Origin of the sequence: Bradyrhizobium arachidis, from assembly GCF_015291705.1 — a bacterium.
GTDB classification, from domain to species: domain Bacteria; phylum Pseudomonadota; class Alphaproteobacteria; order Rhizobiales; family Xanthobacteraceae; genus Bradyrhizobium; species Bradyrhizobium arachidis.
In genome coordinates, this window is record NZ_CP030050.1 from 2,678,032 (window position 1) to 2,700,769 (window position 22,738).

Consider the following 22,738-nt stretch of genomic DNA (forward strand, 5'->3'; position numbering starts at 1 on the left):
CCGATATGATCGAGGTGAGAACGCTACCGGTCCGCAAGCCCGCATCGGCGGTTTGACATGGACCTTACGACGGGAAAACCTGCAACCGCCGGCACTGAGAGTGAGATAGTCGAGTGAGCGCCGATCAGCTTCCCGTTGGCACCACGCCAGCATCGCCAAAGCCGGACGCTGCGCCGACCTTGCGGATCCGCGCCGTGATGCTCGGCGAACGCATCAATCCGTCTGGCCTCGAGCTTGGTGCGCCCGTCTCCTCGACGCCGGCCGCTTTCCGCGTCCATGCCGGCCTCGTCGTGATCTTCCGCTACGGCGTCGTGGTGCTGATCGGTCTGCTGCCGTCGGAAGAGAAGGTGCTGCTCGACAGCCTCAAGTCCCGCGTGATCGGCGAGCTCAGCCCCCATGAGGAGGAGACCGCGCAGGCCCAGCTCTGCAAGGATGAAAATGCCGAAGCGATCCAGCCGGGCGGCCCGATCAACCTCTCGAAATTTTCCGACGAACGGCTGCTGCTGATCGCGGACGCACTCGCCAAAAGCACGTCGCTTGCGCGCGACGAGCGGCGCGTCGCTGCGGTCTTCGATGTCATCGAGCCTTTTGCGCGGGAGCTCGCCGAGAAAGGCCGTACGTCGCGGCGACGCAGGGGCATCCTGCAGCTCATCGGCAACGCGCTGCTCGTCCAGCAGCGCGTCGCCGGCCGCGTCGCGGTTGCCGAGAAGCCCGATGCACTGTGGGAAAAACCGCAGCTCGACCGGCTCTATGCGCGTCTCGAAGATGAGTACGAATTGAAGGAGCGTCTCGACACGCTCGAGCGCAAGCTTACGGTCGTTGCTGAGACGGCCGATGCGCTGACCGACATCATCGACACCCAGCGGTCGCTGCGACTCGAGATTGCGGTCGTCGTGCTGATCCTGATCGAGGTCGCGATCGGGTGCATCCAGATCTTTGCCGGTATTCACTGAGCGCTGAGCCTGGAAGTCGTTGTGCGCTATGTCTCCGCAAGTCCCAGTATCGTAGGGTGGGCAAAGGCGCGCTCGCGCCGTGCCCACGACCTAGAATTGGTGGGCACGCTTCGCTTTGCCCACCCTACGATACCTATGCTTTCGCCTGCAGCACCGCAGCGCAGTGTCGCGCGATCGTCAGTTCCTCATTCGTCGGAATGACGAGCACATCCACGGCGCTGTCGCCGCCGCTGATGCGCTCACGTCCCTTGTCATTCGCCGCCGCATCGATGCGCACGCCGAGCCACGCAAGGCGCTCTCCGATCGGGCTGCGGATCTCACACGCATGCTCGCCGATGCCGCCGGTGAAGACCAGGCAGTCCAACCCGCCAAGCGTCGTCGCCATCACCGCAATCTCCTGCGTCGCCCGCAAAACGAACAGATCGACCGCCTCCCGCGCGGCAGTCTCGCCGCTTGCGAGCAGCGTGCGCATGTCGGCGGAGATGCCGGAGACGCCGAGCAGGCCCGACTGGTGATAGAGCAGGTGCTGGACGTCTTCGGCAGACATCTTCTCGTGCTGTTGCAGGTAGAGCAGCACGCCGGGATCGATCGTGCCGCTTCGCGTGCCCATCACGAGGCCGTCGAGCGGCGTCAGCCCCATCGTGGTATCGACGCTGCGGCCATCGCGCAATGCGCAGAGGCTCGCGCCATTGCCGAGATGCGCGATGACGGTGCGCTTCGTCGCAAGCACTGGCGCGATTTCCGCGATGCGGCCCGCGACATATTCGAACGAGAGACCGTGAAAGCCGTAGCGGCGGATGCCGCGCGCCTCGAAGCGCCGCGGGATCGCAAAACGGCTCGCCGGCGGCGCCATGCTGTGATGGAAGGCAGTGTCGAAACAGGCGATCTGCGTGAGGTCAGGCTTGATCGCCGCGATGGTTCGGATCGGCTCCAGGCATCGTGGCTGATGCAGAGGCGCCAGCGGAGTCAGTTGCTCCAGCTTCGCGTAGACATCATCCGTCACTTCCACCGGGCCTGAATAGTCCGGCCCGCCGTGAACGATGCGGTGACCCACGGCGCGCAGGCGATGGTCGCCAAAACGATCATCGACGAAGCCGAGTACATCAGCGAACAGATCGCCGCTGTCCGCACCAGATGCTTGCCTGTGTGCTTCGAAAAGGTCTTCGCCGGCAGGGCTCTTCACGGCGAGCCGCGGCTTTGCCTCATGCTCGTCGAGCAGGCCCTTGCAGAGCAGGGTGGGCTCGGCCGCGGAGATATCGAACAGGCCGAACTTGACGCTCGACGAGCCCGAGTTGAGAACGAGGACCGCATCCGACATGGCGGGCGTCAATCGCCGGCTTCGGCCGGCGTGTTGCCGCCGGCGCTGTTTGGCCAGACCCAGTCGCGAACCTCAGGCATGTCCTCGCCGTGCTCGCGCACGTAACGCGAATGCTCGATCAGTCTGTCGCGGAACTTCTGCTTCACCTGCGCGGCCTTGGTCGAAAGGCCCGGCACGCGTTCGATCGCCTCGATCGCGAGGTGATAGCGGTCGAGCCCGTTGAGCACGACCATGTCGAACGGCGTCGTCGTGGTGCCTTCCTCGGCAAAGCCGCGCACATGCATGCCGGCATGGTTGGTGCGGTTATAGGTGAGACGGTGGATCAGGTAGGGATAGCCGTGATAGGCGAAGATCACGGGCTTGTCGCGCGTGAACAGGCTGTCGAAGTCGCGGTCGGAGAGGCCGTGCGGGTGCTGCTCGCTCGGTTGCAGCGTCATCAAATCGACGACGTTGACGACGCGGATCTTCAGGTCCGGCAGCGCCTTGCGCAGCAGGTCGACGGCGGCGAGCGTCTCCAGCGTCGGCACGTCGCCGGCGCAGGCCATCACCACGTCGGGCTCGCTGTCTGCATCCTCGTTGCCGGCCCAGGTCCAGATGCCGATGCCGGCATCGCAATGCGTCGCGGCCTCCTGCATCGACAGCCATTGCGGCGCCGGCTGCTTGCCGGCGACGATGACGTTGATGCGGTTATAGGTGCGCAGGCAGTGATCGGCGATCCACAGCAGCGTGTTGGCATCCGGCGGGAAATAGATGCGGACGATGTCGGCCTTCTTGTTGGCGACGAGATCGACGAAGCCCGGATCCTGATGGCTGAAGCCGTTATGGTCCTGACGCCAGACATGCGAGGTCAGGAGATAATTGAGCGAGGCGATCGGGCGCCGCCATGGCAGATGCCGCGTCACCTTCAGCCATTTGGCGTGCTGGTTGAACATGGAATCCACGATGTGGATGAACGCCTCGTAGCAGGAGAAGAAGCCGTGGCGGCCTGTGAGGAGATAACCCTCGAGCCAGCCCTGGCAGAGATGCTCGCTCAGCACCTCCATCACGCGTCCGTCTTGCGCGAGATGCACATCGTAAGGTTCCGTTGGCTCCATCCAGACCCGCTCGGTCGCTTCGAACACTGCGTCGAGCCGATTTGACGCCGTCTCGTCCGGTCCCATGATGCGGAAGTTACGCGCGTCGGCATTGAGGCGAATGACGTCGCGCAGGAATTTGCCGAGCTCACGTGTCGCCTCCGCCACAACGCTGCCGGACTGAGACACATCCACCGCAAAACTGCGGAAGTCCGGCAGCTTCAGCTCCTTCTTGAGCAGCCCGCCATTGGCATGCGGGTTGGCGCCCATGCGCCTGGTACCGTCGGGGGCCAGCGCCTGAAGCTCGGGGATGAGCGCGCCGCTCTTGTCGAACAGTTTTTCCGGCTCATAGCCGCGCATCCAGTCTTCGAGAATCTTTAAGTGAGCCGGGTTCTCGCGGCAGCTCGCAACCGGCACCTGATGCGCGCGCCAGAAACCTTCGACCTTCTTGCCGTCGACTTCCTTCGGGCCGGTCCAGCCCTTCGGGCTGCGCAGCACGATCATCGGCCAGCGCGGCCGCTCGACCGCCTTGCGTCCGTCGCGGGCGTGCTGCTGGATCGAGCGGATGCTGGCGAGCGCGACGTCGAGTGCGTCCGCCATGGCCTGGTGCATCAATTTGGGATCGTCGCCCTCGACGAACAGCGGCTCGTGGCCGAGCCCACGGATGAGGTCGCGGATCTCGCTGTCAGGCATCCGCCCGAGCACGGTCGGGTTGGCGATCTTGTAGCCGTTCAGATGCAGGATCGGCAGCACCGCGCCGTCGTGGGCGGGGTTCAGGAACTTGTTCGAATGCCAGGAGGCCGCGAGCGGGCCGGTCTCGGCCTCGCCGTCGCCGACGACGCAGGCGACGACCAAATCGGGATTGTCGAATGCCGCGCCATAGGCATGCACCAGCGCGTAGCCGAGCTCGCCGCCTTCGTGGATCGAGCCCGGCGTTTCCGGTGCCGCATGGCTCGGGATGCCGCCGGGGAAGGAGAACTGTCTGAAAAGTTTTCGCAATCCGTCCGCATCGCGCGCGATATCAGGATAGATCTCGCTGTAGCTGCCTTCGAGATAGGTGTTGGCGACCATGCCCGGGCCGCCATGGCCGGGCCCGCAGATATAGATCATGCTGAGATCAAGCGCGCGGATGACGCGGTTGAGATGGGCGTAGATGAAGTTCAGCCCGGGCGTCGTGCCCCAATGGCCAAGCAAACGCGGCTTGATGTGCTCGGGCCGCAGCGGCTCGCGCAGCAGCGGATTGTCCAGCAGGTAGATTTGCCCGACGGAGAGATAGTTGGCGGCGCGCCAATAGCGATCGAGCAGATCGAGGTCGCTGCTTGCGGCGGCCGATTGTTGTTGATTTGTCATTTTCATGCCGACCCTTCACCGGGGGATCGTCATCAACATTGTTCCAGCGTGATCGATCCCTGGGCCGCATCAAACTGGATCGTCCCGGCAAGCGTGTTGCGTGAGGTCAAAGCCGCGCGCCCGAAATTTGGGCGGCTACTGTGCATGGGGTTGTTTTCGAGTTTTTCGTTTGTGTTCTTGATTTGTTCCTATGCCGTGCTATCTTGGCTTCATGAGTCCAGCAGCATCCTCTCATGCTCTCAAGCACCCGCCGGTCACGGCGCCCTCCGAGCCGGCGGGTGCGGACTCTGATTTTCCCGAGCTCGGCGTCGCCATCGACCGCCAGCGCAGGCGAGGGCGGGGCGCCCAATCCAATGCCAGCGGCCGATATGAGGCCGAGGCCCGCGTCGCCTTCGACGATGGCTGGCAGAGCCTGGAAGATCTGCCGCCGTTCAAGACCATCGTCGGCGTCGATACCTCGCGCAAGATGATCACCCGGAATGACTCGCCCGACATCGGCTTCGACCGCTCGATCAATCCCTATCGCGGCTGCGAGCATGGCTGCGTCTATTGCTTCGCGCGGCCGACGCATGCCTATCTCGGCCTGTCGCCGGGGCTCGACTTCGAGTCAAAACTGTTCGTGAAGCCCGAGGCGCCGTCGCTGCTCGAGAAGGAGCTTGCCGCGCCCGGCTACGAGCCGCGGATGATCGCGATCGGCACCAACACCGATCCCTATCAGCCGATCGAGCGCGAGCGCAAAATCATGCGCGGCATTCTCGAGGTGCTGGAGCGCACCGGCCATCCCGTCGGCATCGTCACCAAATCGGCGCTGGTGGCGCGCGACATCGACATCCTCGCGCGGATGGCGAGGCGCAACCTCGCCAAGGTCGCGCTATCAGTCACCTCGCTCGATCCGAAGCTGGCGCGCACCATGGAACCGCGCGCCTCGACGCCGCCGAAGCGGCTGGAGGCGCTGAAGCAGCTCTCTGAGGCCGGCATTCCCACCACCGTGATGGTCGCGCCCGTGATCCCCGCGCTGAACGATTCCGAGATCGAGCGCATCCTCGATGCCGCCGCCCATGCCGGCGTCAAGGAAGCGTCGTACGTATTGCTGCGGCTGCCGCTGGAGGTGCGCGATCTCTTCCGCGAATGGCTGATGGCCAACTATCCGGACCGCTATCGCCACGTCTTCACGCTGATCCGCGACATGCGCGGCGGCCGCGATTACGACGCGAAATGGGGCGAGCGGATGAAGGGAACGGGACCGATGGCCTGGACCATCGGCCGCCGCTTCGAGATCGCCTGCGAGAGGCTTGGTCTCAACAAGCGGCGCTCGAAGCTGACGACTGATCACTTTGCCAAGCCGAAGCAGAACGGCGAGCAGCTCAGCCTGTTTTGATTGGGAAACGGAAGAGGCGTCGCATGAGCAAGGAACTCCCTCCGCCGGTACCGCGGCTTACTGTCATCACGCTCGGCGTCAGCGACATCCGCGCCAGCATCGCCTTTTACGACGCGCTCGGCTTTGCGCGCCGGCTGAAGGCGACCGGCGAGGCCGTCGCGTTCTACGACACCGGCGGCCCGGTGCTCGCGCTGTATCCCTGGGATCTGCTCGCGGCCGACGCCAAGTTGCCTGACGATCCGAGGCCATCGACCTTCCGCGGCACGACGCTCGCCTGGAACTGCCGGACACGCGAGGAGGTCGATGCGGTGCTAGCCTTCGCGCTTGGCAAGGGTGCTGCTCCGCTGAAGGCGGCGCATGAGACCGATTACGGCGGCTATTCCGGCTATTTTGCCGATCCCGACGGCCATACCTGGGAAGTGGTCGTCGCGCCCGGCATCGAGGTCGGCGAGGACCGGCGGGTGCATCTGGCGGAGTAGCGACGGTCTGAATAACGGGAATTGCGCAGGGTTCCCGGTTGCGCTGGCTGGATCGCTTGCGCACGATCCCGGCCATGATTCGGGACAAGTCCGCCAAGAAGCCGGCCAAAGACGCGCCCAAGGCCAGCGCTGCTGCGAAGAAGGCCGCGCCTGCCAAGGCGAAGGCAGCTGCCGTCAAGGCCGCGCCGGTCCTGCCGGGCAAGAAGGGCATCATCGCGATCGCGCCGCCGAGCTTCCGCCGCGAGCGCGCGCTGATCAAGCGCGGCGTCTGGCCGGTCGCCGGCTGCGACGAGGCCGGCCGCGGGCCGCTGGCCGGCCCCGTGGTGGCAGCCGCCGTGATTCTCGATCCCGACCGCATCCCGCGCGGCATCGACGATTCCAAGCGCCTGACCGCGGAGGAGCGCGAAAAGCTGTTCGACAAGATCTGCGCCACCGCGCAGGTCTCGGTCGCCGTCGCTTCGCCCTCGCGAATCGACCGCGACAACATTTTGCGCGCCTCGCTGTGGGCCTTGAAGCGTGCCGTGGTGGCGCTGCCGGAGCAGCCGCGCCACGTCTTCGTCGACGGCCGCGACCGGCTCGACACGGCGTGCGACTGCGAGGCCGTGATCGGCGGTGACGGCATCGTGCTGTCGATCGCCGCCGCCTCGATCATCGCCAAGGTAACGCGTGACCGCCTGATGTGCGCGCTGGCGCAGGACTGCCCCGGCTACGGCTTCGAGCAGCACAAGGGCTATGCGGTCCCCGAGCATCTCGATGCCCTCGATCGCCTCGGCCCCAGCGTCCACCACCGCAGCTTCTTCGCCCCCGTCGCGGCGGCCCGCGCCAAGCATATGCCCTGGACCGTCGAGCCGGTGCAGGATTTGTTCTCGGTGAGCGAGGTCGAGGTGCAGATGGAAGCGGGCGTCGAGGTCGACGCGTCGGCAAATCTGTAGCGCGTCTCTCCGCAGCCTCTTTCGCCTCTCCCCGCGTGCGGGTGAGGGGGAGTCTCCGCGAGCTCAGCTCTCACCGTCATTGTGGAGGCAGGGGCCCCTCACCCCAACCCTCTCCCCGTAAGAACGGGGAGAGGGAGCAGACGGTCGTTGCCACAGCGCGCAGCGCCCATTATCAAAACAGGTGTGAGCGAATAGGGCCGGCTGGACGGGTTGGCTGCATCTTTCGGACGTTGCATGCGGTTTACCTCCCTGGTCATCGAGCTCATTCGCGCCCGGCCGCGGCTGATCGTGTGGATCGCCGTGCTGCTCCAGGCTTTGATGTGGCTGTTCGTGGCGCTGGCGTTCTATCGCAGCCCGCCCGGCAGCCTTGCGACGCTGCTGGCGTTCGGCCGCGAATATCAGGTCGGTACGGATCTGGGGCCGCCGCTGCCGATCTGGCTCGCCGACATCGCCTACCGCGCCGCCGGCGGCCACGTGTTCGGCGTCTATGTGCTGGCCCAGCTCTGCGAGATTGCGACCTTCATCGCGCTCTATCATCTCTCCCGCGCCGTGGTCGGCTCGCAGCAGGCGGTGCTTGCCGTGCTCCTGACCATGACGGTGCTGGCCTTCTCCTCGCCCGGGCTCGACTTCGGCCCGCTGGTGCTGGCGCGGCCGCTCTGGGCGTTGCTGCTGCTGCATTCCTGGCAGGTCATCGGCCAGCGCCGCGGCAATGCCTGGTTCGCCTGGTCGATCGAGGCCGGCCTGTTGCTGCTCACCACGCCCGCCGCGATCTTCCTCCTGCTGCTGATCGTGGTCTTCGCGATCTCGACCGCCGGCGGCCGCCGCACGCTGCGCTCGCTCGATCCCTTATTCGCGCTGATCGTCGTCGCGGTGCTGGCGCTGCCCTATGCGGTCTGGCTGATGCGCGCCGAGACGTTTACGATGCCGGCCTTGCCGCAAGTCACGGAGCTCAACGCCCGCGCCATCCATGCGGCCTGGCTGCTCGGCGGGCTCGTGCTCGGCGCGGCCGCGATCCCGGCGCTGACCTTCCTCAACACCGGTCTTTTCGTCGCCAAGGGCGAGGAGGCGCCGATCATTTTCCGCCCGCCGGTCGAGCCGCTCGGGCGCAACTTCGTTTACTTCTTTGCGCTGGCGCCGGCATTCGGCGCGGTGCTGATCTCGGGCCTGCTCGGGCTCGACTCCGTCGTCGGCGGCGCCGGCGTCGTGCTGGTGATGTCCGGGCTTGCCGTGGTGGTCGCGGCCGGCGACCTCATCGCGATGCGCCGCGCGCGGATGCTGCGGACGGTGTGGGCTGCCGCCGTCGCCGCGCCGGCCGCCGGCGTTGTGCTCGCCGTGCTGTTCCTGCCCTGGACCGGCACCAACGAGATCGCGACCTCGATGCCCGCGCGAGCGATCTCTGATTTCTTCGACGAGAGCTTCGCCCGCCGCACCAACCATCGCCTGCGCGCGGTCGCCGGCGAGACCCAGCTTGCCAGCCTGATCACGCTGCATTCCGGCCGGCCGCACCTGTTCATCGACGCCCAGCCCGGGCGGACGCCGTGGATGAACCAGGCCAAGTTCAGCGAGACCGGCGGCGTCGTGGTCTGGCGCGCCTCCGATACCGCCGGCACCCCGCCGCCGGACATCCTCGCGCGCTTTCCCGGCATCGTGCCGGAAGTGCCGCGCGCGTTCGAATGGCTGGTCAATGGTCGACAGGGATTGCTGCGGGTCGGCTGGGCGATCGTGCGGCCGAAGGGGAGCTGACGCGCGTGCTCCGGACGCTGACATCGTAGGGTGGCCAAAGGCGCAAAGCGCCGTGCCCACGTCAAGCCGATCCGTCGCAACGATAAGGATGGTGGGCACGCTTCGCTTTGCCCACCCTACACGAGCTACGGGAGCCCGCTATCCCGCCAGCACCTTCGCAATCGCGCGCAGATCCTGCCAGGCCAGGCGCTTGTACGCCGGCGACCGCAAGAGATAGGCCGGGTGGAACGTCGGCAGCGCGCGGATGGTGCGATGGCCGGTCTCGTACTCGAACCATCGTCCGCGCGTGCGCATGATGCCTTCGCGCGTCGACAGCAGCGTCTGCGTCGAGGGATTGCCGAGCGTCACCAGCACATCGGGATTCACCAGCTCGATCTGGCGCTGGATGAAGGGCAGGCAGATCTGCGTCTCCTGCGGTGTCGGCGTGCGGTTGCCGGGCGGCCGCCAGGGAATGACGTTGGCGATGTAGGCGGTGGTGCGGTTGAGGCCTATGGCGCCGATCATCAGATCGAGCAGCTTGCCGCTGCGCCCGACGAACGGCAGCCCCTCGATGTCCTCGTCGCGGCCCGGAGCCTCGCCGACGAACATGATGCGCGCCTGCGGATTGCCGTCGGCGAACACCAGCCGCGTCGCCGTGTGCTTAAGCGCGCAGCCCTCGAAGTTTTGCATCAGCTCACGCAGCGCCTCGAGCGTCGGCGCGGTGCGCGCGGCCTCGCGTGCGGACGCGATGGCGATGTCGGGCGCAGGTGCGGCCTCGCCGCGCATCACTGCAGGCGCGGCGACCGACCGCGGCGCCTCGACCGGCGGTGCCGCGCGCGGGGCCGGAGGCGGTGCGTCCAATTCCGCCAGGCGGTCGATCGGCTCCTCCGCGAGCGCGCAGTCGACCCCTGCCTCCAGATAGAAGGCGAGAAGCTCTCGGACGGTGGGTGCGGGCTCGGGGATCATTTGGAAAGTCAGACTATTAGTTCATCTTAAGGCGCCTTGCATCCCAGCGGAACGCATTTCCGTGGTTGTCCTACCCGGAAAAATCGGAAACAAGGGAGCGCAAATGACAAGGAACCGTCTCAAGGGCTGAGATCAGATGAGCACCGAAGAACTTCCCCCGCGCGAATCCATGGAATTCGACGTCGTCATCGTCGGCGCCGGCCCTTCGGGCCTGGCCGCGGCGATCCGGCTGAAGCAGCTCAACGCCGATCTCAACATCGTCGTCGTGGAGAAGGGCTCCGAGGTCGGCGCGCATATCCTCTCCGGCGCCGTGATCGATCCAATCTCGCTCGACAAGCTGATCCCCGATTGGCGCGAGGATCCCGACTGTCCGCTGAAGACGCAGGTCAAGGACGACCACTTCTACTGGATGTTCGGCGACAACCGCATCAAGCTCCCGGGCTTCGCGATGCCCTCGCTGATGGACAACCATCACTGCTACATCGGCTCGCTCGGCAATGTCTGCCGTTGGCTCGCGCCGAAGGCGGAAGCGCTCGGTGTCGAGATCTATCCGGGCTTTGCCGCGACCGAGGTGCTCTATGACGACAAGGGCGCGGTGCGTGGCATCGCGACCGGCGACATGGGCATCGCCAGGGACGGCACCCACAAGGATTCCTACACGCGCGGCATGGAGCTGCTCGGCAAGTACACGCTGTTTGCCGAAGGCGCGCGCGGCTCGCTGTCGAAGCAGCTGATCGCGAAGTTCGCACTGGACGCCAAGAGCGAACCGCCGAAGTTCGGCATCGGCCTGAAGGAAGTCTGGCAGATCGATCCGGCCAAGCACAAGAAGGGCCTGATCCAGCACTCGTTCGGCTGGCCGCTCAACAATTCCACCGGCGGCGGCTCGTTCCTCTACCACTACGACGACAACCGCGTCGCGGTCGGCTTCGTCGTGCATCTCAACTACGACGACCCGTATCTGTCGCCGTTCGATGAATTCCAGCGCTTCAAGACCCATCCCTCGATCCGCGACGTGTTCGAAGGCGGCAAGCGCCTCGCCTATGGTGCGCGCGCCATCACCGAAGGCGGCTACCAGTCGGTGCCGCGCCTGACCTTCCCGGGCGGTGCGCTGGTCGGCTGCGCCGCGGGCTTCGTCAACGTTCCCCGCATCAAGGGCGTCCACAACGCGATGGGCACCGGCATGCTCGCAGCCGAGCATGTCGCCGCCGCGCTTGCCGAGGGCCGCGCCAACGACGAGGTCGTCGCCTACGAGAACGCCTGGCGCGAGTCCGCTGTCGGCAAGGACCTGTTCCGGATCCGCAACGTCAAGCCGCTGTGGTCGAAGTTCGGCACCCTTCTCGGTGTTCCGCTCGGCGCCCTCGACATGTGGACCAACCAGCTGTTCGGCATCTCGCTGTTCGGCACGCTGTCTCACGCCAAGCCCGATCGCGCCACGCTCGATCCTGCCAAGAGCCACGCACCGAAGAACTACCCGAAGCCGGACGGAAAGATCTCCTTCGACAAGCTGTCGTCGGTATTCCTGTCCAACACCAATCACGAGGAGGACCAGCCGGTCCATCTGAAGGTCACGGACATGAACCTCCAGAAGACCTCGGAGCACGACGTGTTCGCCGGTCCCTCGAACCGCTATTGCCCGGCCGGCGTCTATGAATGGATCGAGGAGGGTTCAGGCCCGCGCTTCCAGATCAACGCCCAGAACTGCGTCCACTGCAAAACCTGCGACGTGAAGGACCCCAACGGCAACATCACCTGGGTTCCCCCGGAGGGCGGCGGCGGGCCGAACTACGAGGCGATGTAATCCAAGGGGGCAGCCACGGCCGATGTGACCCAGGTTACGGGCCCCCCGGCATTGTGACGCACGTTCGCGTGAGAACCGGGCCGCCACGGCAGCCCGCGGCCACGATAAGGCCATACTGGCAGCGTCTTGGGGCGTTGTCGGCCGATTTGGGGCGTGCGGAGGGGATCGCGTGCCCGAATCCTTGCGGTGAAGCGCCAAAAGCGGCATTGTCGGCCCTACGGTTCCGGGTCCCAATGCCACCGGCCGCGTTCGCATGCGAGACGGCCTTCTGCTGCAAACCCAGGCACTACCAACCCAAGGCGAGCCCTGATGTTTTCATATCGTTTCAACCGCTGGACTGTTGCCGCCATCGCCCTCATGGGCACAGCGATCGCGACGGTCCCCGGCGCGGTCCTGGCGCAGACGCCGGACCATCCGTCCGACACGGCGGCGCAGTTTCCGACCCGAAACGATCTGAAGTCGCTCACCACCGCAGGCAGCTATCTCGCCGCCCGCCACGCCAGCGTCGAGCGCGATGCGGCTTCGGCGGCTGCGTTCTACCGCTCGGCCCTGCGCACCGATCCGAAAAACAACGAGCTGCTCGACCGCGCCTTCATCTCCTCGGTCGCCGACGGCGACATCGACGAAGCGGTCAAGCTCGCCGAGCGCATCCTCACCATCGACAAGACCAACCGTGTCGCGCGTCTCGTCGTCGGCGTGCATGATCTCAAGCTGAAGAAGTACGCGACCGCGCAGAGCAACATCAACCAGTCGATCCGCGGTCCGATCACGGATCTCGTCGCCACGCTGCTGTCGGGCTGGGCCGCCTATGGCGCCGGCGATGCCAAGGGCGGTGTCGCCACCATCGACAAGCTGGCCGGTCCCGAATGGTATCCGCTGTTCAAGGACCTCCATGCCGGCATGATCCTCGAGCTCTCCGGCAAGGAGAAGGACGCCGGCACCCGCTTCGAGCGCGCCTACAAGCTCGACGATTCCATGCTGCGCGTGACCGAGGCCTATGCCCGCTGGCTGTCGCGCAACAAGGATTCGGCTGCGGCGACCAACGTCTACCAGGCGTTCGACAAGAAGCTCGCCCGCCATCCACTGATCGTGGAAGGCCTGCGCGACACCAAGGCCGGCAAGAAGATGCCGCCGCTGGTCGATTCCGCGCAGGCTGGCGCGGCCGAAGCGCTCTACGGCATCGGCGCCACGCTGACCCGCCGCGGCGGCGAGGATCTTGCGCTGGTCTATCTCCAGCTCTCGCTCTACCTGCAGCCCAGCCATCCGCTGGCGCTGCTCTCGCTCGCCGATCTCTATGAGTCGGTGAAGCGGCCGCAGATGGCGATCAAGGTCTATGAGCGCGTGCCGGCGTCCTCGCCGCTCAAGCGCAACGCGCAGATCCAGCTCGCGATCGACCTCGATTCCGCCGACCGTACCGATGAGGCGATCAAGATCCTCAAGGGCGTCACCACTGAGGATTCCAAGGATCTCGAAGCCATCATGGCGCTCGGCAATATCGAGCGCGGCCGCAAGAAGTTCGGCGATTGCGGCGCGACCTATTCGCAAGGCATCGACGTGCTGCCGGCCGGCAACGACAAGGCCAACAGCGTCTGGTACTATTATCGCGGCATCTGCGAGGAGCGTTCCAAGCAGTGGGGCAAGGCCGAAGCCGACATGAAGAAGGCGCTCGAGCTGCAGCCCGACCAGCCGCATGTCCTCAACTATCTCGGCTATTCCTGGATCGACCAGGGCGTGAACCTCGACGAGGGCATGAAGATGATCAAGCGCGCCGTCGAGCAGCGTCCGGACGACGGTTACATCGTCGACTCCCTCGGCTGGGCCTATTACCGCATCGGCAATTACGAGGAAGCGGTGAAGAACCTCGAGCGCGCGATCGACCTCAAGCCCGAAGATCCCACCATCAACGACCACCTTGGCGATGCCTATTGGCGCGTCGGCCGCACGCTGGAGGCCAAATTCCAGTGGTCGCACGCCCGCGATCTCAAGCCCGAGCCGGATGACCTTCCGAAGATCGAGGCCAAGATCGCGAATGGGATGGTGGACGACAATTCCAACTCTTCGGCCGCGCAGGCGGAGAAGAAGAAGGACGACGGCAAGGGCGGTTGATCCAAGTAACTGGGGGCGTATCGCCGATGCCGGCGTTGGTTGAAGAAGGGCGCGCGAAGGTCAATCTGAGCCTTCGCGTGGTCGGCCGTCGTGCCGACGGCTATCATGATCTCGAAAGCGTGGTCGCGTTCGCTGACTGCGCCGACCGGCTCACGCTGGAGCCGGGCGGCGAGCTGAAGCTCACCACCACCGGGCCGCTGGCCGCGGCGTGCGGCGAGACATCGGACAATCTCGTGTTCAAGGCGGCCAAGCTCCTGGCCGAGGCCGTGCCGGACCTGAAGCTCGGCGCCTTCGCGCTCGACAAGGTGCTGCCGGTTGCCGCCGGCATCGGCGGCGGCTCGGCGGATGCCGCGGCGGCGCTGCGACTGTTGGCGCGCCTCAACAATCTCTCGCTCGACGATCCGCGCATCCATAAGGTCGCGCTCGCGACCGGCGCCGACGTGCCGGTGTGCCTGTTCTCGCGCGCCTGCGACATGACCGGCGTCGGCGAGCAGCTGCTGCCGCTCGCCTTGCCGAGCATGCCCTGCGTGATGGTCAATCCGCGCGTGCCGGTCGCCACCAAGGACGTGTTCCAGGCGCTGGGCTTGCGCAACGGTGAGCTTCTGGTCGGCGCAACCTCGGTCCTCGAAGCGCCGGCCTGGCCGGAGGAGGGCGCCTCGATCGCCGATTGGGTCGACGTTCTCGAAACCGTCGCCAACGATCTCGAAGCGCCGGCAATGCGCATCGAGCGCGTGATCGGCGATGTGCTGGAAGCGTTGCGCTCTTCCGCCGGCGTCAAGCTCGCCCGCATGTCCGGCTCCGGTGCGACATGCTTTGCGGTCTATGGCGCGGCGACCGAGGCCCATGCCGCCGCCGAAAAAATCCGGCGCGACCATCCCGGTTGGTGGGTGCATGCGGGGACGTTGAGTTAAGCGTTTCTCCGAAGACGGTGCCGTAGGGTGGGCAAAGGCGCGACAGCGCCGTGCCCACCGTCAATCGAGATTTGAACGGATAGATTGGTGGGCACGCTTCGCTTTGCCCACCCTACGGCAGCTACGGCAGCGGAGCTAACCCGCGCCGTCCTCAGCCAAACCCAAAAAACGCCGGATCTCGCCGAGCACTTCCTGCGGTTTGTCGTGCTGCAGCCAGTGCCCGGCGCCGGCTATCGTTTCAATGCGCGCGTTGGGGAAATAGCGCTCGAGGCCTGCCGCTCTCGCGCCCGCCAGAAAACTTTCGCCGGCATTGAGCAGCAGCGTCGGGCAGGCGATGCGCGACCACAGCGCGACGTGATCGTCCGGCCAGAGCCGGTGCGGCGCGCTGGCGCGCTGGTAGGGATCGAACTTCCAGCTATAGGTGCCGTCCTCGTTCTGCCGCGCGCCGTGGCTGGCAAGATGCAGCGCGAGCTCGCGCGACAGCCGCTTGTTGTGGAGCACCATCTGCGCGGCGGCGTCCGCGAGGGTGGCATAGCGGCGCGGCGTGCGGTCGTGCAGTCTGTCGAGCTGGCTGACCCATTTGCCGATGCGCTCATGCACCGGTGGCTTCGGTGAATCCGGCAGCATGGTCACGCCGTCGAGGACGACGAGCCTGGTGACCAGCTCGGGGAACGATCCTGAAAAGATCAGGCTCACCATGCCGCCCATGGAATGGCCGACGAGAGTGACTTGAGGCGCTGCGATGGTCGGAACGAGCTGAGCGAGGTCGTAGACATACTCCGTCAGCGCGTAGCTGCCGCCACGGGTCCAGTCGGAATCGCCATGGCCGCGCAGGTCGGGCGCGACCACATGGAAATGCGGCTGAAGCGATCGCGCGATGACATCCCAGCTGCGGCAATGGTCGCGGCCGCCATGGACCAGGATGAGAGGCGGCGCGCCCGCGTTGCCCCAATCGGCATAATGCAGCCGCAGGCCGTGCGATTCATAGAAACGGTCTTGCGGCGCGCTAGCCATTTGCCGGCCGCCTCGCCAGCGCGAGCGAGAGGCCGAGTCCCGCGATGAAGACGCCGGAGCCCTGGGTGAGACGCCGCATCAGATGCGGCCGTCCGATCAGCTGCGTGCGCGTCGCCGAGGCCATCAGCACCACGACGACATCGGCGAGCGTGTTCAGCGTCACCGAGATCGCACCCAGCATGATGAATTGCAGCGTGGGGCTCGATCTCGCGGGATCGAGGAATTGCGGAATGAAGGCGAGGAAGAACGCCGCGGTCTTCGGGTTCAGCGCCTCGACCAGCACGCCGTCGCGAAACGCGCGCTTGTCACCGACGGCTTCGCGCTCCAGCGACAGCGCGCGGCCGGCACTACGGAACGTCTTGATGCCGAGCCAGACCAGATAGAGTGCGCCGACGAATTTCACCGCGGTGAACAGTTCCGCACTCGTCAGGATGATCGCGGAGATGCCGAGACTGCCGGCCACGACATGGACCATCCCGCCCAGCGCCGTGCCCGCGGTCGAGGCAAAGCCGCTTGCGCGTCCTTCCGATAGGGTTCGTGCCGCGACGTAGAAAATGCCGGGGCCGGGAATTGCCGCAATGAGGAATGCTGCGGCCAGGAACAGCCAGAAATTGGTTTCGGTCATCCTGTTTTCGTAGCGCGGGCTGCCACGATTGCAAGGCCCGTCGTTCAGCCCATGCGGCGGAAGATCGCGCTGGCGTTCACCCCGCCGAAGCCGAATCCGTTGGAGATGGCGTTCTGCATCGGCATGGGCCGCGCGCTGCCCGAGACGATGTCGATGCCGTCGGCGCTCGCGTCGGGGTTTTCGAGATTGAGCGTGGGCGGCGCAATCTGGTCGCGCAAGGCGAGGATGGTGAAGATCGCTTCCAGGCCGCCGGCAGCGCCGAGCAGATGGCCGGTAGCGGATTTGGTCGCGCTCACGACGATGTTTCGATTGCGGCCGAACAGCGCGCCGATGGCGCCGAGCTCGCTTTCGTCGCCGGCCGGCGTCGAGGTCGCATGCGCGTTGAGGTGCTGCAAATCGCCGGGCTCGAGCCGCGCCTGCCGCAGCGCGAGCTCCATGGCGCGGCGGGCGCCGTCGCCGTCGGGCGGACCCGACGTCATGTGGTAGGCATCCGCGGTCGTGCCGTAGCCGGTGATCTCGGCGATCGGCGTCGCGCCACGCGCCAGCGCATGCTCGAGATCCTCGATCACCAAAATGCCGGCGCCTTCGCCCATGACAAAACCGTCGCGGTCGCGATCGAACGGGCGCGAGGCGCGTGCGGGCTCGTCGTTGAATGCGCTCGACAGCGCGCGGGCCGCGGCAAAGCCGCCGAGGCTGACGATGTCGATGCAGGCCTCCGCGCCGCCGCAGATCGCGACATCGGCTTCGCCCGCGCGGATCATGCGCGCGGCATCGCCGATCGCCTGCACGCCGGCGGCGCACGCCGTAACAGGCGTGCCGAGCGCGCCCTTGTAGCCGTATTTGATCGAGACGTGGCCGGCGGCGAGATTGGCGAGGAACGAGGGAATCGTGAACGGCGAGAGGCGGCGCGCACCGCGCTGCTCGGTGATGCGCACGGCTTCCGCCATCGCCGGGAAGCCGCCGACGCCGGAGGCGATGATCGTCGCAGTGCGCTCCAGCGCAGATGCGTCCTGCGGCGTCCATTTGGCTTGCGCGACCGCTTCTGCGGTGGCGAGCAGCGCGAACAGGATGAAGCGGTCCATCTTGCGCTGGTCTTTTGGCGCGGCGGCCTCTCCCGGGTCGAATCCGCCCTCGGGATCGTCGGCCTTGTCGGGCACGAGGCCGGCGATCCGTGCGGGCAATGATTGCGCCCATTCGGGCAGCGGGCGCAGCCCGCTCTGGCCGGCAAGCAGCCGGCGCCACGACAATTCGACACCGCAGCCGAGCGGCGACACCGCGCCCATGCCTGTCACGACGATACGACGCATGTCAGTCTCCAGCCGGCGCGACGGCCGGGTTCATGGCTTTGAGCGAAGCGAGCCGCGCGCGCATGCCGCGGCTGGCGCGGGGGCCGGGAATGGCGACCGTATTGGCGAGCGTGATCGGACGCATGTCTCTCGCATCGACCACGACCGGCTCGAGTGGACGGATGCCGTCGCGGCTCGCCAGCAGGATGGATTCGCCTTTTGGGGCGAGATGCTTGTTGCCCCAGGCGAGCAGCGCGGCGACCACCGGAAAGAAATCCCGCGCCTTGTCGGTCAGCACATATTCATAGCGCGGCGGCCGCTCCTGATAGCGGCGGCGCACGAACATGCCGCTCGCGGTGAGATGGGCAAGCCGGCGCGACAGGATGTTCGGCGCGATCCCGAGGCTTTGCTGGAATTCGTCGAACTTGGTCGCGCCCTGAAACGCATCCCGCAGGATCAGGATGCTCCACCACTCGCCAACCGTCTCCACGGCGCGGCCGACCGGGCATTCCAGGATGGAAGGGGATTTGGGCTGCATGGGGCGGAAGGTAGGGGGGTGACTTGCAAAATGCAAGCGACTGGGAAGGCAATCGTCCTGCGGGTGGAGGGAGCGGTGAGAATTTGGAGGTAGTTCGCCGGTGAGGTGGGATGGGAGAGCGATGAGTGTGGCCGCGGGCCTATTGGTGAGATGTGAGTGGTTGCTGGATAACCGCTCTCGTGCCCCGGACGCAGCGCAGCGATTCTTCAGCGGTGCGCTGCAGAGCCGGGGCCTATGTTGCTGATCGCTCGGTACGTGGGTCCCGGCTCAGCGCAGCGGCGTTTCACGCCGCAGCGCGTCCGGGACACGAGAGTGGGTGTGCTGTTGCCTCGAACTCCGTCATTGCAATGACGGCGTTGATGCATCACGCACAAATCTATCGCCGTCACCCTGAGGTGCGAGCGCAGCGAGCCTCGAAGGGCAACGGCCCGGATGTAGCTCGGCCGTGCATCCTTCGAGGCTCCTGGCGCGATGCTATGCATCGCGCCACTCGCGGCTCAGGATGACGGAGCAAATTGCGAGAGGAAAGAAAGGCAGTCGCTCAGTGCGACCGCGCCAGGCAGAACGCCACCACCTGCTCCAGCGCGCTCTTCATCGGCGAGGGCGGGAACAGCGCCAGCGCATCCACCGCCATGGCGCCGTAGTGTTGGGCGCGGCTCAGCGTGTCCTCGAGCGCGCGGTGCTTGTTCATCAGGCCGATGGCGTGGTCGAGATCGCTATCGCCGATTTCGCCGCGTTCGAGCGCGCGGATCCAGAAGGCGCGCTCGTTGTCATTGCCGCGGCGGAACGCGAGCACGACGGGCAGGGTGATCTTGCCCTCGCGGAAATCGTCGCCGGTATTCTTGCCGAGCTTTGCGCTCTTGCCGCCATAGTCGAGCACGTCGTCGACGAGCTGGAAGGCGATGCCGAGATTCATGCCGACCGAGCGGCAGGCGGTCTGCTCGGCCTTGGGGCGGTTGGCGATCACAGGGCCGACCTCGCAGGCCGCAGCAAACAGCTCGGCGGTCTTGCCGCGGATCACGGCGAGATATTCGTCCTCGGTGGTCGCTGTGTTCTTGGCGGCGGCAAGCTGCATCACCTCGCCCTCGGCGATGGTGGCGGCGGCCGCGGACAGGATGTCGAGCGCGCGCAGCGAGCCGACCTCGACCATCATGCGGAACGCCTGTCCGAGCAGGAAGTCGCCGACCAGCACGCTGGCCTCGTTGCCCCAGAGCATGCGCGCCGACAGCTTGCCGCGGCGCATCTCGCTCTCGTCGACGACGTCGTCGTGCAGCAGCGTGGCGGTGTGCATGAACTCGACGGACGCGGCGAGCTTGATGTGGCCGTCGCCGGTGCAGCCGGCGAGGTTGGCCATGGCGAGCGTCAGCATCGGCCGCAGCCGCTTGCCGCCGGAGGAGATCAGGTGGTTGGCGACCTCCGGGATCATGGTTACGTCTGAGCCGGTCCGCGACAGGATCGTGGCGTTGACGCGTTCCATGTCACCAGCGACAAGGGCCACCAGCTCTTCGATCGACGCGCCGGGAGTTTCGAAAGGTACGATGACGGCCACGCCGGTCTCCAATATTTGCCCCGGAGGGGCTATTCTGATGGAAAGACAATAGAAACTGGCAGCGGATGCGGCAAGGCCCGCGGAACCATTGACATTTGCCCCTTTTAGCCCCTTTCAGGCAGGAGACCTGCGTTTTGCGTGAACTGGTTCGGACCAACGACATGGTGCTGGTGTCGGCGATCGGCGCGCTGCTCGACGGCGCCAATATCCATCATCTGGTGCTGGACCAGAACATGAGCATCATCGAGGGCTCGCTCGGCATTCTGCCGCGGCGGATCCTGGTCCATGAGGACGACGCCCAGGAGGCCCGTCAGCTCCTGACCGAGGCGGGCCTCAGCCACGAACTGCGCGGCGATGATTGACGTCGTCACAGATATCACCGAGGACGCCTTTCTCGGCGGGCAGTTGCAGCTGAAGCAAAAGCGGAGCGGCCATCGCGCCGGGCACGACGCCATATTGCTGGCGGCGGCGACCGAGGCCCACGCAGGCGACCGCGTGGTCGATCTCGGCGCCGGCATCGGCACGGCCGGGCTGGCGCTGGCGCGTCGCGTCGCTGGGATCAGGCTCTGCCTGGTCGAGATCAATCCGGAACTGGCGGAGTTGGCGCGCGCCAATGCGGCGGCGAACGCGATCGCCGCCGAGGCCATCGTGCTCGACGTCACCGCGGATGCGCAGGCGTTTGCGGCAAATGACCTGCCGCCCGACAGTGTCGATGCCGTGCTGATGAACCCGCCTTTCAACGATCCTGCGCGCCACCGTGGCTCGCCCGATCAGGCGCGCCAGACCGCGCATGTCGCGACCGACGAGACGCTGCATGCCTGGGTGCATGCAGCACGGCGCATCCTCCGATCGAATGGCGCGCTCACCTTGATCTGGCGTGCAGATGGAATCGGCGATGTCCTGGCAGCGCTGTCACGCGGCTTCGGGAGCCTCGCGATCCTGCCGGTTCATGGCGAGGCGGGACGGCCCGCGATCCGCGTGCTGGTCCGCGCGGTCAAGGGCGGTCGGGCCCCGACACGCCTGCTATCGGGCCTCGTGCTCAACGATGAGTCACGCGTGCCTAAAAAAGAGGTGAGCGATATTCTGGAAGGGAGGGCCGCATTGCCGCTGGCGGAGCCGTGACGGCTTACTGGGGAAGCGATTCCGATTGCTGTTCCTGCGGGGACGTCAGGCGGATCGCCATGAACAGCGCACCGATCAGCAGCATCAGCAGATAGATTTTCATGGTGTTCTCCGCTGCCCCATTGCAGCCTCCCAACGGAAAATCTGCAAAACACGTTCCAGGCACTTCCAATGACACTCGCGTGATAAGAAATGGTTAATCAGAGGTAACGGCATGGCCGAACAATTGAACGATCGAGACAGTTCCGGCCTAGCCGACAAGCTCATGCAATATCTGCCGGCGCGCTTCCGTCCCGGCACGGCGGTGGTGCCGGTGGTGCGGCTCTCGGGCGTGATCGGGGCGGTGACACCGCTGCGGCCGGGCATGACGCTCGCCGGGGTCGCGCGAATCCTGGAGCGGGCGTTTTCCTATCGGAATGCCAAGGCGGTAGCGCTGGTGATCAATTCGCCTGGCGGCTCGCCGGTGCAGTCGCGCCAGATCTATCTGCGCATCAAGCAGCTTGCGGCGGAGAAGAAGCTGCCCGTACTGGTGTTCGTCGAGGACGTCGCGGCCTCCGGCGGCTACATGATCGCCTGCGCCGGCGACGAGATCATCTGCGATCCGTCCTCCATCCTCGGCTCGATCGGCGTGGTCGGCGGCAGCTTCGGTTTCCAGGACGCGATCAGGCGGCTCGGCATCGAGCGGCGCCTCTACACCGCCGGTGCGCACAAGGCGATGCTCGATCCGTTCCTCCCGGAAAACCCGGATGACGTGGCGAAGCTGAAGGCGATCCAGCGCGAGATCCACCAGATCTTCATTTCGCTGGTGAAGGACAGCCGCGGCGCACGGCTGAACGGCAATGACGACACGCTCTTCACCGGAGAGTACTGGGCCGGCGAGAGCGCGATCGCGCTCGGGCTCGCCGACGGCATCGGCGATCTCCGCTCAACTCTTCGTGCCCGCTATGGCGAGAAGGTTCTCACCCCCGTGATTGCCCAGCCGACAGGACTTTTGTCCGGCCTTTTTGGGCGGAAAGCGCCCGGCGCGGGGCAGCTTTTGGCCATGGAATCAATGGCCGGGCTGCCGGACGAGCTGATCTCGGCGGTCGAGACGCGGGCGATTTGGGCGAAATTCGGGTTCTAGGCCGAGCCGTCCCGCGCCATTTGGTCCGCCCCGAGCCAATTGCAGCGCGGCTCGGTCTGCGCGAGAATGCTTGTGGGGGCTGAGCAGTGAACAAGGATCGACAGATGCCGCCGTTCGTCGCTTTCGCGGGCGTCCTGGGCGGGCTTGCCGTGGTCCGCTGGGCCTACAAGACCGCCGTCCGGATCAACCAGGAGCTGGAGGAGATGCGCCTGTCGCGCGTCGCCGAAGCCGCCCACATGGGGGACATCCAGACGCTGAAACGTGACCCCGTGACCGGAGCTTATAGGCCGGGTTAACCGCTCCACACACCGCTGCCGTAGGGTGGGCAAAGCGAAGCGTGCCCACGAGCAGTATCGATTTCAGCGAAAGATGGTGGGCACGGCGCAAGCGCGCCTTTGCCCACCCTACGGCACCTCCCGGGACGATGGGCTGTTTGGCCCGAATCCGCCCCCTTTGCCTTGATTCCCACTCCCGCCGTCGATACGGTCCCGCGCG

At 66.0% G+C, this 22,738-nt stretch carries 20 protein-coding genes; 12 read left to right on the plus strand and 8 right to left on the minus strand.

Translation table 11 applies throughout. The features are described 5' to 3' along the window. Positions 1 to 113: 113 nt before the first annotated feature. The gene (locus WN72_RS12330; RefSeq protein WP_092217892.1) at positions 114 to 953 is read left to right on the plus strand and encodes an RMD1 family protein; all 840 of its coding nucleotides are present in this window, start codon (positions 114 to 116) and stop codon (positions 951 to 953) included. A 133-nt stretch (positions 954 to 1,086) separates the two neighbouring features. On the opposite strand, the gene WN72_RS12335 is transcribed toward WN72_RS12330, so the two are convergent. Then, on the minus strand, positions 1,087 to 2,271 hold the full coding sequence (locus WN72_RS12335; protein ID WP_092217893.1) for an acetate/propionate family kinase: 1,185 nt from the start codon (positions 2,269 to 2,271) through the stop codon (positions 1,087 to 1,089). Positions 2,272 to 2,279: 8 nt separating this feature from the next. Then, positions 2,280 to 4,694 carry a phosphoketolase family protein gene (locus tag WN72_RS12340; protein WP_092217945.1) on the minus strand — a complete coding sequence of 805 codons (2,415 nt, stop codon included), beginning with the start codon at positions 4,692 to 4,694 and terminating at the stop codon, positions 2,280 to 2,282. 211 nt (positions 4,695 to 4,905) lie between these two features. Between WN72_RS12340 and WN72_RS12345 the strand changes: the two genes are divergently transcribed. The 4 genes from WN72_RS12345 (at position 4,906) to WN72_RS12360 (ending at position 9,226) form a co-directional block, all read left to right on the plus strand. Continuing rightward, entirely contained in the window at positions 4,906 to 6,072 is a 1,167-nt protein-coding gene (locus tag WN72_RS12345) for a PA0069 family radical SAM protein (RefSeq protein ID WP_092217946.1), read from the plus strand. A 23-nt stretch (positions 6,073 to 6,095) separates the two neighbouring features. After that, positions 6,096 to 6,551 (plus strand): VOC family protein, encoded by a 456-nt coding sequence (locus WN72_RS12350; RefSeq protein WP_092217894.1) that lies wholly within the window; start codon positions 6,096 to 6,098, stop codon positions 6,549 to 6,551. A gap of 74 nt (positions 6,552 to 6,625) precedes the next feature. Then, positions 6,626 to 7,483, plus strand: a complete 858-nt coding sequence (gene rnhB, locus WN72_RS12355; RefSeq protein WP_027558165.1) for a ribonuclease HII — start codon at positions 6,626 to 6,628, stop codon at positions 7,481 to 7,483. A gap of 234 nt (positions 7,484 to 7,717) precedes the next feature. Next, positions 7,718 to 9,226: a glycosyltransferase family 39 protein gene (locus tag WN72_RS12360; protein ID WP_092217895.1), complete on the plus strand. Its 1,509-nt coding sequence runs from the start codon at positions 7,718 to 7,720 to the stop codon at positions 9,224 to 9,226. 138 nt (positions 9,227 to 9,364) lie between these two features. Here the strand turns inward: WN72_RS12360 and WN72_RS12365 are convergent, their stop codons facing one another. After that, positions 9,365 to 10,171, minus strand: coding sequence for a uracil-DNA glycosylase (locus WN72_RS12365; RefSeq protein WP_092217896.1), 807 nt, complete (start codon positions 10,169 to 10,171; stop codon positions 9,365 to 9,367). 136 nt (positions 10,172 to 10,307) lie between these two features. Between WN72_RS12365 and WN72_RS12370 the strand changes: the two genes are divergently transcribed. The 3 genes from WN72_RS12370 (at position 10,308) to WN72_RS12380 (ending at position 14,986) form a co-directional block, all read left to right on the plus strand. Continuing rightward, the gene (locus WN72_RS12370; protein ID WP_027558168.1) at positions 10,308 to 11,969 is read left to right on the plus strand and encodes an electron transfer flavoprotein-ubiquinone oxidoreductase; all 1,662 of its coding nucleotides are present in this window, start codon (positions 10,308 to 10,310) and stop codon (positions 11,967 to 11,969) included. Positions 11,970 to 12,278: 309 nt separating this feature from the next. Next, on the plus strand, positions 12,279 to 14,075 hold the full coding sequence (locus WN72_RS12375) for a tetratricopeptide repeat protein (RefSeq protein WP_092217897.1): 1,797 nt from the start codon (positions 12,279 to 12,281) through the stop codon (positions 14,073 to 14,075). Between the two features lie 26 nt (positions 14,076 to 14,101). After that, positions 14,102 to 14,986: a 4-(cytidine 5'-diphospho)-2-C-methyl-D-erythritol kinase gene (locus tag WN72_RS12380; RefSeq protein ID WP_092217898.1), complete on the plus strand. Its 885-nt coding sequence runs from the start codon at positions 14,102 to 14,104 to the stop codon at positions 14,984 to 14,986. Positions 14,987 to 15,121: 135 nt separating this feature from the next. On the opposite strand, the gene WN72_RS12385 is transcribed toward WN72_RS12380, so the two are convergent. From WN72_RS12385 to WN72_RS12405, 5 genes are all read right to left on the minus strand, one after another. Further along, complete coding sequence (locus tag WN72_RS12385; protein ID WP_092217899.1) at positions 15,122 to 16,000, minus strand: alpha/beta fold hydrolase; 879 nt, start codon at positions 15,998 to 16,000, stop codon at positions 15,122 to 15,124. Then, the gene (locus tag WN72_RS12390) at positions 15,993 to 16,625 is read right to left on the minus strand and encodes a LysE family translocator (protein ID WP_092217900.1); all 633 of its coding nucleotides are present in this window, start codon (positions 16,623 to 16,625) and stop codon (positions 15,993 to 15,995) included. The genes WN72_RS12385 and WN72_RS12390 overlap by 8 nt, the downstream gene beginning before the upstream one ends. Positions 16,626 to 16,669: 44 nt before the next feature. After that, positions 16,670 to 17,932, minus strand: coding sequence for a beta-ketoacyl-ACP synthase II (gene fabF, locus WN72_RS12395; RefSeq protein WP_027558173.1), 1,263 nt, complete (start codon positions 17,930 to 17,932; stop codon positions 16,670 to 16,672). 1 nt (position 17,933) lies between these two features. Beyond that, entirely contained in the window at positions 17,934 to 18,449 is a 516-nt protein-coding gene (locus WN72_RS12400) for a winged helix-turn-helix transcriptional regulator (RefSeq protein ID WP_092217901.1), read from the minus strand. Between the two features lie 541 nt (positions 18,450 to 18,990). Beyond that, positions 18,991 to 19,998, minus strand: coding sequence for a polyprenyl synthetase family protein (locus WN72_RS12405; RefSeq protein ID WP_092217947.1), 1,008 nt, complete (start codon positions 19,996 to 19,998; stop codon positions 18,991 to 18,993). Positions 19,999 to 20,132: 134 nt separating this feature from the next. Between WN72_RS12405 and WN72_RS12410 the strand changes: the two genes are divergently transcribed. The 4 genes from WN72_RS12410 to WN72_RS12425 all read left to right on the plus strand — a co-directional run bounded on the left by WN72_RS12410 (position 20,133) and on the right by WN72_RS12425 (position 22,539). Beyond that, positions 20,133 to 20,360 (plus strand): putative signal transducing protein, encoded by a 228-nt coding sequence (locus tag WN72_RS12410; RefSeq protein ID WP_011085319.1) that lies wholly within the window; start codon positions 20,133 to 20,135, stop codon positions 20,358 to 20,360. Then, positions 20,353 to 21,120: a tRNA1(Val) (adenine(37)-N6)-methyltransferase gene (locus WN72_RS12415; RefSeq protein WP_027558176.1), complete on the plus strand. Its 768-nt coding sequence runs from the start codon at positions 20,353 to 20,355 to the stop codon at positions 21,118 to 21,120. Before WN72_RS12410 ends, WN72_RS12415 begins: the two co-directional genes overlap by 8 nt. 214 nt (positions 21,121 to 21,334) lie before the next feature. Continuing rightward, complete coding sequence (locus tag WN72_RS12420) at positions 21,335 to 22,243, plus strand: S49 family peptidase (RefSeq protein ID WP_027558177.1); 909 nt, start codon at positions 21,335 to 21,337, stop codon at positions 22,241 to 22,243. A gap of 104 nt (positions 22,244 to 22,347) precedes the next feature. Further along, positions 22,348 to 22,539: a hypothetical protein gene (locus WN72_RS12425; RefSeq protein ID WP_027558178.1), complete on the plus strand. Its 192-nt coding sequence runs from the start codon at positions 22,348 to 22,350 to the stop codon at positions 22,537 to 22,539. The last annotated feature ends 199 nt before the right edge of the window (positions 22,540 to 22,738 follow it).

Coding starts and splice junctions, on each gene's coding strand:
- WN72_RS12335 (WP_092217893.1), bottom strand. CDS start 2,271: ATGTCGGATGCGGTCCTCGTTCTCAACTCGGGCTCGTCGAGCGTCAAG.
- WN72_RS12340 (WP_092217945.1), bottom strand. CDS start 4,694: ATGACAAATCAACAACAATCGGCCGCCGCAAGCAGCGACCTCGATCTG.
- WN72_RS12345 (WP_092217946.1), top strand. CDS start 4,906: ATGAGTCCAGCAGCATCCTCTCATGCTCTCAAGCACCCGCCGGTCACG.
- WN72_RS12350 (WP_092217894.1), top strand. CDS start 6,096: ATGAGCAAGGAACTCCCTCCGCCGGTACCGCGGCTTACTGTCATCACG.
- rnhB (WP_027558165.1), top strand. CDS start 6,626: ATGATTCGGGACAAGTCCGCCAAGAAGCCGGCCAAAGACGCGCCCAAG.
- WN72_RS12360 (WP_092217895.1), top strand. CDS start 7,718: ATGCGGTTTACCTCCCTGGTCATCGAGCTCATTCGCGCCCGGCCGCGG.
- WN72_RS12365 (WP_092217896.1), bottom strand. CDS start 10,171: ATGATCCCCGAGCCCGCACCCACCGTCCGAGAGCTTCTCGCCTTCTAT.
- WN72_RS12370 (WP_027558168.1), top strand. CDS start 10,308: ATGAGCACCGAAGAACTTCCCCCGCGCGAATCCATGGAATTCGACGTC.
- WN72_RS12375 (WP_092217897.1), top strand. CDS start 12,279: ATGTTTTCATATCGTTTCAACCGCTGGACTGTTGCCGCCATCGCCCTC.
- WN72_RS12380 (WP_092217898.1), top strand. CDS start 14,102: ATGCCGGCGTTGGTTGAAGAAGGGCGCGCGAAGGTCAATCTGAGCCTT.
- WN72_RS12385 (WP_092217899.1), bottom strand. CDS start 16,000: ATGGCTAGCGCGCCGCAAGACCGTTTCTATGAATCGCACGGCCTGCGG.
- WN72_RS12390 (WP_092217900.1), bottom strand. CDS start 16,625: ATGACCGAAACCAATTTCTGGCTGTTCCTGGCCGCAGCATTCCTCATT.
- fabF (WP_027558173.1), bottom strand. CDS start 17,932: ATGCGTCGTATCGTCGTGACAGGCATGGGCGCGGTGTCGCCGCTCGGC.
- WN72_RS12400 (WP_092217901.1), bottom strand. CDS start 18,449: ATGCAGCCCAAATCCCCTTCCATCCTGGAATGCCCGGTCGGCCGCGCC.
- WN72_RS12415 (WP_027558176.1), top strand. CDS start 20,353: ATGATTGACGTCGTCACAGATATCACCGAGGACGCCTTTCTCGGCGGG.
- WN72_RS12420 (WP_027558177.1), top strand. CDS start 21,335: ATGGCCGAACAATTGAACGATCGAGACAGTTCCGGCCTAGCCGACAAG.
- WN72_RS12425 (WP_027558178.1), top strand. CDS start 22,348: ATGCCGCCGTTCGTCGCTTTCGCGGGCGTCCTGGGCGGGCTTGCCGTG.